Genomic DNA, 12,300 nt, shown 5'->3' on the forward strand with positions numbered 1-12,300 from the left:
TAAAATGTGTTTAACGTCGCTACCCGCCTCATGGCACAGTTAAGATACCCGAAAAAATTCCTAATTGTTTCAGTACTTTTTGCCGCTCCTACCGTTGTTTTATTATTTTTTGTCTGGTTTGCTGCAATAGATGATATTACCTTTGCCAAGCAAGAGCGGCGTGGGGTGGAATTGCTAAAACACCTCTATCCACTCTGGGTTGGCAGCCTAGATACACCCGCGGCAGGCTCAAGCCCGAATTCTATCCATTTAAAGGAACTTCAGCAGAGCAATGCCGAAGTTGGCGAGGATTTGCAAGTAGCGAAAGAAGTAACGGCAGTTGTATCACAACTCGAATCGGCCAGCTCAAGCGCAACGGATCCTTTGAGCAGCAAGCTCTTTGATTTAATCGCCCAGATTAATGACAACTCCAATTTGATCCTAGATCCGGAAACCGCCAGCTATTATGTTGGCGACCTCACCATCGGAAAACTACCTAGTCTCGTCAATGATTTAACTCAAGCTCAACTGCAGATTGAACAAGGACAGTTTAATGAGCAAAAAACTCAGCTCATCTTATTGACTGCACCTGATCGGCTCAATGCAACTCGCCAACAAATCGAGAGCGCCATTCGTAAAGTAAACGGAAGCGAGCCTGCCGTTGCCACGCAATTGCAAAGCGCATTTCAAATCCTTTCTCAGCAACTCGAGCAATATAGCGCGCAATATCAACGACAAATTGTTCAACCATTACAAAGTCAGCAGCTACCCACGCCAAATCAGGGCGAGATTAAACGACTGCGCACCTCAGTAATTGAGGCAGCCAATCAGCTGAGCAATCTGGGTTATGAACAACTTGATTTATTACTCAAGCAACGCATTGAGGGACGGCGAATTAAATTACTCGTGGCCTTCTCAACCGCCCTCATCGCTTTTTTAAGCGCCGCATGGTTATTAACTGGTTTTTATCTCTCTACACAGCGAAATTTACAACGTCTCAAAACGGCATTTCAAAATGTCGCGGAAGGCGATTTTTCAATTCCGCAAGCGTTGTCGGGCAATGATGAACTGACCGAACTCAACGTCGGCTTAGGACGTCTCGTGGAAAACTTGCGTGACTTTAGTGCTGAACAAATCAGCATGGCGAATGCACATGAAAATGGTGATATTCATTGCATTATGAATAGCGAACGATTTAGCGGAGGCTATCGAGAAATGGTTGAGCGTGTTAACGAGCTTGTTCGCTCACACACGGGCATTCAAATGAAAATGGTGGCGCTCACTAGCTTATATACCCAAGGTGAGTACAGCCTGCATATGGATAGTATGAAAGGCTTAAAAGCAATGATTTCAACCGAGATTGATCATGTCAGAGAACGAATGGAATTGGCTGCGTCAGAGGCGGAATTTACACTCAGAGTAAAACAGGCTCTTGATCAAGTCTCCACTCCGGTACAAATTGCTGATGAGCAAGGCAAAATTATGTATTTCAACCTCGCTTGCAAAGGCCGTTTTGCGCAACATGCCGGCTTAAATAACGTCAGCGACTTATTACACACCCGCTTAAATTCCTTGCTACAGCACGCCAATCAATTACAAGGCATGGTCAAACACACACGCAGTGCGGATGTACGCCTTGGTACAGGCACATACACGGTGACGCTCAGCCCAATTCTTGATGCCGAAGACAACATCGTCGGGCAAGTGGTTGAATGGCAAGACCGCACCGATGAACTAGCAACCGCGAACGAAATTGCAGCCTTGGTCAATCGCGCAGCCAATGGCGATTTATCAGGCCGCATCGATTTAACCGGAAAAACCGGCTTTTTTGCCGAACTTGGGCAAAACCTGAATCAATTATTAAACACCAATGAACAGGGTCTTTCCGACATTAATCACATCTTAGCCGCTTTGGCCCGTGGCGATTTAACACAAGAAATGACCGGTCAGCGCAAAGGGATATTTGACGAGTTACAACACAATGCTAACACCACCATTAGCCAATTAAGCCAAATTATTGCTGAGATTCGTGGCGCATCTAGTGCAGTGGCCGACAGCGTCAATTCCTTAGTTGGTGGCAATACCGAACTGACCGAACGCAGCCATCGACAAGCAGAAGCATCGAAAAAGACAGCCCAAACTGCCGCCAAAATCAGCGCTATGGTGAAAAGCAACGCAGAAACTACGGCATCAGCCAGCCAATTGGCCAGTACCGCCTCGAAACAAGCGAATGCTGGGCGTGAAACCATGGATCAAGTGACCAATGCAATGGCTAGGTTGACGCAAAGCGCGCGTCAAATTGCGGACATCACCAGTCTCATCGATGGCATTGCCTTTCAAACCAATATTCTGGCACTCAATGCCGCCGTAGAAGCTGCACGCGCGGGTGATTCGGGTCGTGGCTTTGCTGTCGTTGCCGCAGAGGTACGAAATCTGGCGCAACGTTCAGCCAGTGCCGCTAAAGACATCAAAACCCTTATTGATGCTTCTGTTACCGAGATTCATCAAGGCCATCAGTTGGCGACACAATCCGCAACCCAAGTCCATGATGTCGTCAATCAGGTTCGTAGCCTCACCGATATGCTGAAGGAAATTGACCATGCATCACGCGAACAAAGCATGGGCGTGAATGAAATGAGCCAATCGATTGCGGCCATTGATACGGATGTGCAAGAAAACAGAGCGCTCTCGAATCGACTATCGCAAAACTCGAGCGAAATGATGTCACAAACTCAGCGACTTGATTCGGCAGTCTCGGTATTTCAAACCTAAACACAATAAAATAGGCCCGTAAAGACGGGCCTTTTACCAATGTATACGCTGCAAATCCAAATCAAACAATACCTACAGCAATATACCCTCTAAATATCAAAGGCCTTTGCTGCTTCTAAAGCAGCACCGACTATACCCGCCTCATTTTTCAAAGTGGCCGCAACTAACTCAAAGCGCAGATTCTTCATCTCGGGGATGAATTTATCGGCTTTTTTGCTCACGCCACCGCCAATAATCACCAGATCTGGCGAGAACAGCAGTTGCAAATGCTCCAGATACGCATTCAGCCGCGGGTTGTAATCTTTCCAGCTGAGCTCTTTGTCTTCCTTGACCTTGGCCGAGCAATATTTCTCGGCAATCATGTCTTTCGGGAAAATCAGATGGCCAAACTCGGTATTGGTAATCAGCTTGCCATCGACAATCAGCGCGCTACCAATGCCGGTACCCAGCGTGATCACGATAATTTTGCCGCCACGGCCTTTGGCTGCACCAAAAGCCACTTCCGCCGCTCCCGCTGCATCGGCGTCATTGAGCATGATCAAGGGCAAGCCCGTTGCTGCTGACAGGATTTTTTGTGCCGGCGCGTTAATCCAGCTTTGATCTACATTGGCGGCTGACAGGGTGACGCCATTATGTACAATGGCCGGGAAGGTACAACCAATCGGGCCACGCCATTGGAAATGGTCAACAATCTGCTTGACCACTTTGCCCACGGCTTCGGGCGTCGCAGGCTGCGGCGTTTCAATACGGTGACGCTCGGCGACTAGCTCGCCGGTTTCAACATTCACTGGCGCACCCTTGATCCCGGTGCCGCCGATATCAATCCCCAAAACAATTCGTGGCGTTGCTGTAGTCATCGTCTTTTTCATCAAAGAAAGTTGGGCTTAGTGTGCCATTCAAAATAAAGGCCACCAACACGATAAAACCCGTATGTGCCGGCCTATTCGCGCTTACTTGGGCTGGATATTGCGCAGCTGGATCAGACGGGCTTTGTCAGCCTCGGCTTTTTCCTTGATTTTGACCAGCTCAAGCTCTTGTCGGGCTAATGATTGATTAATTGTCTTGATCTCGTCGCGATTTAGATCAAGCTCTGTTTGCAAATCGGCTGAGATCGGTTTTTTGTTCTTTTTTAAACGCTCAACCTGCTGATTCAGTCGATTCTGGCGCTCTTGCAGCGTTTGCAAACGCAAGCGATTGGTTTGCTGGGCAGCGGCCAGCGCTTCAATCTGGCGGTCACGCAGAAGATCGACTTCTTCAGGCTTGGAAAATGATTGTAGCAAGGCTCTGTCTTTGCGACGTTGCTCGGTAGCGAGACGTTGCCGCTCCAGCTCTGCGGCGCGCTCGGCCTCACTCAGGTTATTGCCGATATTGCGGGCGCGACCATGCTTGTCCAGCTCGGTCACGTCCTTGCTCTGGCCGGACGGCGGTTTATCACTAAATTGCACCTTGCCGTTCTCGTCGACCCAGCGGTAAAGCGTAGCCCCCTGAACGCTCAGAGCCATCGTGCACAGCAAAGCAAAAGCAATAAAACGCCGCATAACTTAACCTTGATCTATCCCGTACTGGCTACGGTATTGTTGGACTTTGGCCAGATTCTCAGTCATTCCGTCCTGATCAGCAAGGAAAGTCAGCAAATCTTGCAAAGATGCAATAGGGATAACCGGAATGCCGAATTGCTGCTCGACTTCCTGTACCGCAGAGAGCTCTCCCTGGCCGCGCTCCATGCGATCAAGTGCAATCAATACACCTGCCGGCTCGGCACCTGCGGCACGGATCATATTCACCGATTCGCGCACCGAAGTACCAGCGGAAATCACATCATCAATAATCATCACGCGCCCCTTGAGTGGCGCACCGACCAGCACCCCACCCTCGCCGTGATCTTTCGCTTCTTTGCGATTGAAGACAAAGGGCACATTGTGGCCGGCGTTAGCCAGCGCCACCGCTGTGGCCGAGGCCAGCACAATCCCTTTATAAGCAGGCCCAAACAGCACATCAAACTGAACTTTTGATGCCAAGGCGGCCTGCGCATAAAACCGCGCCAATTCGCCGACCGACGTACCGTCGCTAAACAAACCTGCATTAAAGAAGTACGGCGAGTTGCGACCCGCTTTGGTGATAAAATCGCCAAAACAGAGTACTTTCTGCTCAACGGCAAAGCGGATGAAATCTTGACGGAAGTTAGTCATCGGATAGTCCTGAAGCTGTAGGTAGTGGACAAAAGTATCCACGCTAGGCGAAGCCGCGTGGGAACTTTTGCTTTAACACTTAATTTCACAATACCCGTAAGCATAGCATTACAAGGATACGTCGCGTGCGCATTATTTCTGCCAATTTGAACGGGATTCGTTCTGCCACGACCAAAGGTTTTTTTAACTGGCTCGCCAGCCAGAACGCCGATGTCATCGGCGTGCAGGAGTTGAAAGCCCAGGAGGCCGACCTCAAGCCCGAGCATACGCCCGCCGGGTTTCATGCTTATTTCCACTATGCAGAGAAAAAAGGCTACAGCGGCGTCGCTCTCTATTGCCGCCGCGAGCCCGACGAGGTCATTACCGGATTGGATATTGCCGACATCGATGCGGAAGGGCGTTATCTGGAAGTGCGCTTTGGCAAGCTGTCGGTGGTGTCGCTCTATCTGCCATCGGGTTCGTCATCCGAAGAGCGCCAAGAGGTGAAATTCAGCTTTCTGGAACGCTTCTGGCCACGGCTGAACGCGCTGCGCGAGTCGGGCCGTGATGTGATCATCATGGGCGACTGGAATATCGCACATCACGAGATTGACCTGAAAAACTGGAAAGGCAATCTGAAAAATTCGGGCTTTCTGCCCGAAGAGCGCGCCTGGATGACCCAGCTGCTCAATAGTGGCTGGGTCGACACCTGGCGCACACTTTACCCGCAAATCCCCGGCTACACCTGGTGGAGCAATCGCGGCCAGGCTTATGCCAAAGACGTGGGTTGGCGGATCGACTATCAGATAGCAACACCTGCGCTCGCGGCCACCGCGACTGCGGCCAGTATTTATAAAGACGAGAAGTTTTCCGATCACGCGCCGCTGATTGTGGATTACGACTATCCGCTGGCGCTTTAATACACCCCAATGTATTGCCCCCAATAACAATCAGAACAAGCCCTACAGCGATATACCCATGAATATCAATCACTACCTTGCGGTCTTTAACAATCGCCGCATCGCTGCGGCGATGTTTCTGGGCTTCGCTTCGGGCTTGCCGCTGGCGCTCACCGGCTCGACCTTGCAGGCGTGGCTATCGGACGCCGGTCTCGACATCAAAACCATCGCCTGGTTCACCTTGGTCGGCCAGCCGTATACGTGGAAATTTCTGTGGTCGCCATTAATTGATCGTTTCCCGATGCCGTTTCTTGGGCGGCGGCGTGGCTGGATGTTGCTAGCGCAGCTGGCCTTGGCGGGAGCGATTGCAACGATGGGCGGGCTGGACCCGCAAACGCATCTGGCGACTTTTGCCGTACTGGCGATTCTGGTGGCGTTTTTCTCGGCAACGCAGGATGTTGTTATCGACGCTTATCGAACCGAAACCCTGCATCAAACCGAGCGCGGCGCGGGTGCGGCGGTCGGCGTGTTTGGCTACCGCATGGCGATGCTCACCTCAGGGGCGCTGGCCTTGATTCTGGCCGATGGCATCCTGAGCTGGCAGCAAACCTATTGGGTAATGGCCGCCTTGATGGCGGCAATGGCGGTGGTGACGCTGCTCTCGCCCGAGCCGGAAGTGCAGTACCAGCCGCCACGCTCGCTGCGCGAAGCGATTGTCGAGCCGCTGCATGAGTTTTTCAGCCGTGATGGTGCCATCATGCTCTTGGTGCTGGTCGTCGCGTATAAATTGGGCGACGCGTTTGCTGGCAGCCTGTCGACCAAATTTCTGCTCGATATGGGCTACGCCAAAACGCAAATCGGCTCGGCCAATAAAGTGTTTGGCATGATCGCCACGATTGTCGGCGGCTTTAGCGGTGCGGTGCTGATGCTGCGCTGGGGGCTGTTTCGCTCGCTCTTGGTATTTGGCGTGCTGCAGGCGCTGACGAATCTGGGCTACTGGCTGATCGCGCTACACGGCGCGCCCAGCTTGCCACTGCTGTATTTTGCGATTGGTGGCGAGAATCTGGCGGGTGGCATGGGGACAACGGCTGCCGTCGCGCTACTGATGAGCTTGTGCAATCCGCGTTTTACCGCGACCCAGTTTGCTTTGCTATCGGCACTGGCAGCGTTTGGCCGCGTGTATGTCGGCCCAGCTTCGGGCTATTTGGTGGTTGCTCTCGGTTGGGCGCATTTCTTTGTGTTCTCGGCCATCGTCGCGATTCCGGGCTTGCTGCTGGTTCTGTATTTACGCAAAACCATCACCGCGCTGGATGCGCCGCGTGAATTGCCGGGCGACGATTAAGCGCTAGCGAGTTGCCACAGCTGCTGCGCATCACAATAAAACGCTGGCAATCGCGGAGCATCTCCGGCGATCCAGCGTTTTTTATCGGCCACATTCAGCTGCTTGATGGCGTATTCAAGCTTAAGTGCCACGCTGCGGTTGGCGCATGGCAGCACCAGCGCAATGGATTCGGGCGGGTGGGCGCGGGTGTATTTGGCGCCTTTGCCCGCTTGATGTGCGGCAAAGCGCTTGGCTACATCGACCGCTACGCCGGTGTACAAACTGCCGTCGCGGCAGCGCAAAAGATAAACAAACCACGGCTGCATTGGCAGGAAACTCGTCTGTTGGCGCACTGGGCCATAACGATACCCGAAAATAACAAAACCCCGCACTGCGGGGTTTGGCTTGCGGCAAAAACCGGATAATCAGTTTTTTGGCATGATGTCGTTATTGACGAATTTAATGCCCTTGATGGCTTCGGCGATCATACCGGCTTGCGCCATTTGCTCGCCTTCATCAACCGAACCGCTTAATTTCACGTCATAGGTATCAGTGGCCTTCACTTGGATATCAAATGGCTTCAAAACAGGGTCAGCGTCGAGCGCCGCTTTGGTTTTCATGGCCAGACAAGCCCAAACACAAGCGTCGGAAGCTTGGGCTGTATTGAAGGTAGCAGCGGCGAGCAAAGTCGCGATCAGGGCAATGCGTTTCATCTTGTCTTCTCTCTGAATGTGGCCCACAGGGCTTGGATATGCTGGCGATTCTAGTTGGTGCACATTACAGAAAGATTTAATTTTCAAGACAAATTCAAGACAGAGCGCCCACGCAGCCCGGATCAAAGATCAATTCGCATGCGTGCAAGGTGCTTGTTACACTAGAGCCTGCTAATTCATAGCTCAACGTCATTCAAGCCCGAGCCCATGCTGCCCAACGATTTCACTCCCGCACATACCCATACCGAGCATATCCACGCAGAAGATATTGTCATTGCCCTACATGGCAATACCCTGCTATGCGATCAAAGCGGTCTGGCCAGCATGGCGCACATTGCGCGCCTGCCCAGCGCCGATTATCAGCTCATCATTGGCCATTATCAGGGGCGGGCTGTCCATTTGCTGTACTGGCGCGAGCTAGCATTGCCCGACACACTGAAAGCGCTGGAGCTACGCGCCAGCCATGCGCTGATTGGCGAAGAATTATGGCTGCTGGCCGGGCGCGCCAGCCAGATTGCCACCTTTTATCACACGCACCGCTTTTGCGGCGTGTGCGGCGCGTCGACCCGGCCTTTGGCGCACGAGGCGGCGTGTGAATGCAGCAGCTGCGGTCATCGCGTCTGGCCACGCATTTCACCCGCGGTGATGGTACTGATCCGGCGCGGGAACGAGATCTTACTTGCACGCTCACCACATTTTCGCGCTGGCATGTATAGCGCCGTGGCCGGTTATGTCGAGCCTGGAGAAAGCCTGGAGCAATGCGCGCACCGCGAGGTACTCGAAGAAGTCGGCGTGCGGATTAAAAATCTGCACTGGTTTGGCAGCCAGAGCTGGGCTTTTCCGCATTCCTTGATGCTGGCCTTTATTGCCGACTACGAGTCCGGCGAAATCGTCTGCCAGGAAGGCGAAATCGAAGATGCGCGCTGGTTTGATCTGACCGCGCTACCCGATTTGCCAAGCAGCTACAGCGTGGCGTGGCGGCTGATTGATGCGGTACGTCGGGGTGAGGCGGTTTAACTCATCGATAAGAAATCGCCAAACACTGCGCTAGAAAACGTAGCGAGAGGCACGAGGACAAGGCAACACGAAAAACCGGAATGTACTCGAGTACATAAGGATTTTTAGCGATAACACAGTAATCGTGCCTCGCAGTCGTTTTCTAATTCTTACGCAGCACCAGCGTTGCGACACCACCCGCCACCAGCCCCCAGAACGCCGAGCCGATACCGAATAGCGTCACGCCCGAAGCGGTGACGACAAAAGTGATGATCGCCGCTTCGCGATGCGCTTCTTCACGCACCGCGAGCGCCAAACCATTGCCGATGATGTTGAGCAGCGCCAGACCGGCGACGACCATCACCAATTCCTTTGGAAAAGCAGCAAACAGCGCGGCAACCGTCGCGCCAAAAATACCGATCAGCACGTAAAACACACCGGCTGCGACGGCGGCAACGTAGCGTTTGGCGGCATCTTCGTGCGCGTCTTTACCCATACAGATCGCTGCAGTAATCGCCGCCAGATTGATCGCAAAAGCGCCAAATGGCGCCAGCACCAGGGTGGTGAAACCTGTCCAGCTAATAATCGGCGAAATCGGCGGGCGGTAGCCGTTGGCGTGCAGCACGGTGACGCCGGGCACGTTTTGCGACGCCATCGTCACCATAAACAGCGGTAGCGCGACGCTGGCGACGCTTTGCCAGCTTAATGTCGGTGTCGTCCACACCGGCATCGCCAGCTCGAATGAAATACTCCCCAGATGTAATTGCCCCTGCGTCGCTGCCAGTATAGTGCCAACGAGCAATACCCCCACTATGGCGTAGCGTGGCTGCCAGCGACGCAGAAGCAAATACGTCACGATCATGCTAATTGCCAGCCAGAGCTGGCTTTGCAAAGCGGTAAAAGCGCCAAAGCCAAAGCGCAACAAAACACCTGCCAGCATCGCGGAGGCCAGTGCCAGCGGAATGCGCTGCATCGCGCGTTCAAACCAGCCGGTCAGTCCCACCAGCAAAATCAGCGCACCCGACAGCATAAATGCGCCAATCGCTTCGGGCATGCTGATGCCCGCAACGCTGGTGACCAACATCGCCGCGCCCGGCGTCGACCACGCAGTGACCACCGGAACGCGATAGCGCAACGACAAACCAATACACGTCAGCCCCATCGCCAACCCCAGCGCCCACATCCACGACGCTGTTTGGGCGGGCGTGGCATGCAGCGCTTGCGCGGCCTGGAACACAATCACCGCCGAGCTGGTAAAACCCACCAGCACCGTCACAAAGCCCGCAACCAGCGCCGAGAACGAAAAATCTTTCAATACCTGCATGCCCACTCCCCAAGGTCCGGCTTTATTCTGGCGGTTTTGGCGGGCAGCGGCAAACACAGATTGGCGCAGATTAAGCCAGAACATCTGGTTACAGCGTGCCGGGTTGACGGCTTACAGATGATGAAGGCATGATCAAGGCATGAAAGCCATCAAAACCCATTACACCTATTTGATCGCCCTCCATGCCCACGCTGCTGCGTGGCTGCTAGTCGCGCCTGCGCGCTAGCGTTCGCCTGTTTTGGCATCGTTACCGCGGAAAACCATCCCGCGGCAGGCGATCCCTCCCCGGGTAGTTTCCGCCTCACCTGGGAGTAGCACTATGTTTAGGCACATCACCTCGCGTTTCAGCCCCTACCAGATTGGCGTTATTCTGGCTTTTCTGGCTTCAACCGGCTTTGCCGCCAAAGCCATTTTCGCCAAACTGGCCTACCGCTACGGCGTGGATGCGGTCACTCTAGTCACTTTGCGCATGATCCTCGCGGGTTCGGCACTGCAAATAATCCGCTTTTATCGGGCTGCCCCGACCGAGCCATTGAGTTACGCACAAAAATGGGGCATTGTCGGGCTGGGCATTCTGGGCTATTACCTTTCCAGCATTCTGGACTTCATTGGGCTGGAAACCGTCAGCGCCAGCCTGGAACGCCTGATTTTGTGCCTCTATCCAACCTTTACCATTGTGCTTGGCGCCATTTTGCTGGGGCAAACCATTTCAAAACGCGTGCTGCTGGCCATGCCATTAACGTATCTGGGCATTGCACTGGTCTTGCTACCAGATCTGGCGCATGCCCGCTCCGACTGGGCTGGCATTCTGTTTGTTCTGGCCAGCACCCTGTGCTTTGCCTTGTATATGACGCTAAGCCCCAAACTCATTACCCAGGTCGGGTCGATGCGTTTTACCGAGCTGGGGCTCACAGTGTCCAGCCTTGCCATGCTGCTGCATTTTGTACTCGCCCGCCCAATCGGCACGCTGGTACAAACACCCGAGGTCTGGGCTTATGCCGGTTTGATCGCAGTGTTCTCGACCATTTTACCCGTCTACGCCACAACGGCAGCGATGCAACGTATCGGTGGAGGGCGCACTGCATTGATAGGCAGTTTTGGGCCGGTACTGACGATTATTTTTAGCGTCAGTATTCTGGGTGAAACACTGGGCGCACTACAATGGCTGGGTGCGGCGATTGTACTGGCCGGGGTCTGGATCGTTGGCAAGAAAGGCTAGGGTCTGCTATCACGGTAAATAGGCAAGCTGTTTGCCAAGGAGAAACAATGTTTCAGCCATCGTCATCATCAACAAAGAATCATGCCGGTGCTTTGCAGCCTGGCATGGCGGAGGCATGATGACGATGAACAGCTTTGCCAGTCACAGCGTCAGCACTGGCAGCGCCCGGCCAGCTGCAAGCAGCGCCGGGATGAACAACACCCAGTCGAGCATTCAGGAAAGAATGGGCGCGCCCAAGCTGAATGCCGACGCCATTTTAAAACCGCCAAATCCGCTCGATAGAATTCCAGCCACAGCCAAAGTCATTGCAATCGGCACCTCAACTGGCGGCACCCAGGCCCTGGAAGCCATTTTACCCAAGCTGAAAAAGACGTGTGCCGGCATTGTGATTGTGCAGCATATGCCGGAAAAATTTACCGGCAGTTTTGCCGCGCGGCTCAATAGCCTGTGCGAAATCGAAGTTCGCGAGGCCCGCAACAATGACCGGATAGAACCCGGCTTGGCCTTGATCGCACCCGGTGGAAAGCACATGCTATTGCGCCGAAGCGGCATGCAATATTTTGTCGAAGTGATGGCAGGCCCATTGGTGAGCCGCCACCGGCCATCGGTTGATGTGCTGTTCCGTTCGGTAGCCTGCGCCGCAGGCCGCAATGGAGTTGGCTATATTCTGACTGGAATGGGCGACGATGGCGCGCGAGGATTGCGCGAAATGCTGGATGTGGGCGCCAAGACTTTTGCCCAAAACGAATCGAGCTGCGTGGTCTTTGGCATGCCCAAAGAAGCCTTGAGCATGGGCGCTACTCGCGATGTACTGCCGCTGGAGCGTGTTGCCGAATCAATCAGCCAGTATCGCTAACAGTTAGCAGCCCAATGGACACCGAGGCCACCCAGACCATGGTGTCCTGATTT

Annotated in this window: 12 protein-coding genes; 6 read left to right on the forward strand and 6 right to left on the reverse strand. The window is 53.7% G+C overall.

What is annotated here, in order from left to right:
- The first annotated feature begins 6 nt into the window (after positions 1 to 6).
- Complete coding sequence (locus FLS37_RS13210) at positions 7 to 2,751, forward strand: methyl-accepting chemotaxis protein (protein WP_157670441.1); 2,745 nt, start codon at positions 7 to 9, stop codon at positions 2,749 to 2,751.
- Positions 2,752 to 2,840: 89 nt separating this feature from the next.
- On the opposite strand, the gene ppgK is transcribed toward FLS37_RS13210, so the two are convergent.
- The 3 genes from ppgK to pyrE form a co-directional block, all read right to left on the reverse strand.
- On the reverse strand, positions 2,841 to 3,608 hold the full coding sequence (gene ppgK / locus FLS37_RS13215) for a polyphosphate--glucose phosphotransferase (protein WP_157670442.1): 768 nt from the start codon (positions 3,606 to 3,608) through the stop codon (positions 2,841 to 2,843).
- Between the two features lie 93 nt (positions 3,609 to 3,701).
- On the reverse strand, positions 3,702 to 4,289 hold the full coding sequence (locus FLS37_RS13220; protein ID WP_157670443.1) for a DUF4124 domain-containing protein: 588 nt from the start codon (positions 4,287 to 4,289) through the stop codon (positions 3,702 to 3,704).
- Positions 4,290 to 4,292: 3 nt separating this feature from the next.
- Positions 4,293 to 4,940: an orotate phosphoribosyltransferase gene (pyrE, locus tag FLS37_RS13225; protein WP_157670444.1), complete on the reverse strand. Its 648-nt coding sequence runs from the start codon at positions 4,938 to 4,940 to the stop codon at positions 4,293 to 4,295.
- 125 nt (positions 4,941 to 5,065) lie between these two features.
- Here pyrE and FLS37_RS13230 point away from each other — a divergent pair, with 125 nt between their 5' ends.
- Entirely contained in the window at positions 5,066 to 5,839 is a 774-nt protein-coding gene (locus tag FLS37_RS13230; protein WP_157670445.1) for an exodeoxyribonuclease III, read from the forward strand.
- Positions 5,840 to 5,897: 58 nt separating this feature from the next.
- Positions 5,898 to 7,160 (forward strand): MFS transporter, encoded by a 1,263-nt coding sequence (locus tag FLS37_RS13235; RefSeq protein ID WP_157670446.1) that lies wholly within the window; start codon positions 5,898 to 5,900, stop codon positions 7,158 to 7,160.
- On the opposite strand, the gene FLS37_RS13240 is transcribed toward FLS37_RS13235, so the two are convergent.
- Both FLS37_RS13240 and FLS37_RS13245 read right to left on the reverse strand, forming a co-directional pair.
- Entirely contained in the window at positions 7,157 to 7,465 is a 309-nt protein-coding gene (locus tag FLS37_RS13240; RefSeq protein ID WP_157670447.1) for a GIY-YIG nuclease family protein, read from the reverse strand. The two genes, FLS37_RS13235 and FLS37_RS13240, sit on opposite strands and share 4 nt — an antisense overlap.
- 99 nt (positions 7,466 to 7,564) lie before the next feature.
- Positions 7,565 to 7,852: a BON domain-containing protein gene (locus FLS37_RS13245; RefSeq protein ID WP_157670448.1), complete on the reverse strand. Its 288-nt coding sequence runs from the start codon at positions 7,850 to 7,852 to the stop codon at positions 7,565 to 7,567.
- A gap of 207 nt (positions 7,853 to 8,059) precedes the next feature.
- Between FLS37_RS13245 and nudC the strand changes: the two genes are divergently transcribed.
- Positions 8,060 to 8,869 carry an NAD(+) diphosphatase gene (nudC, locus tag FLS37_RS13250; RefSeq protein WP_157670449.1) on the forward strand — a complete coding sequence of 270 codons (810 nt, stop codon included), beginning with the start codon at positions 8,060 to 8,062 and terminating at the stop codon, positions 8,867 to 8,869.
- Positions 8,870 to 9,011: 142 nt separating this feature from the next.
- On the opposite strand, the gene FLS37_RS13255 is transcribed toward nudC, so the two are convergent.
- Positions 9,012 to 10,256, reverse strand: a complete 1,245-nt coding sequence (locus FLS37_RS13255; RefSeq protein WP_304487622.1) for a benzoate/H(+) symporter BenE family transporter — start codon at positions 10,254 to 10,256, stop codon at positions 9,012 to 9,014.
- Between the two features lie 235 nt (positions 10,257 to 10,491).
- Between FLS37_RS13255 and FLS37_RS13260 the strand changes: the two genes are divergently transcribed.
- Positions 10,492 to 11,391 (forward strand): DMT family transporter, encoded by a 900-nt coding sequence (locus tag FLS37_RS13260; RefSeq protein WP_157670450.1) that lies wholly within the window; start codon positions 10,492 to 10,494, stop codon positions 11,389 to 11,391.
- 115 nt (positions 11,392 to 11,506) lie between these two features.
- On the forward strand, positions 11,507 to 12,247 hold the full coding sequence (locus tag FLS37_RS13265; protein WP_157670451.1) for a chemotaxis protein CheB: 741 nt from the start codon (positions 11,507 to 11,509) through the stop codon (positions 12,245 to 12,247).
- Positions 12,248 to 12,300 lie beyond the last annotated feature (53 nt).

Source organism: Chitinibacter sp. GC72, assembly GCF_009760905.1.
Classification (GTDB): domain Bacteria; phylum Pseudomonadota; class Gammaproteobacteria; order Burkholderiales; family Chitinibacteraceae; genus Chitinibacter.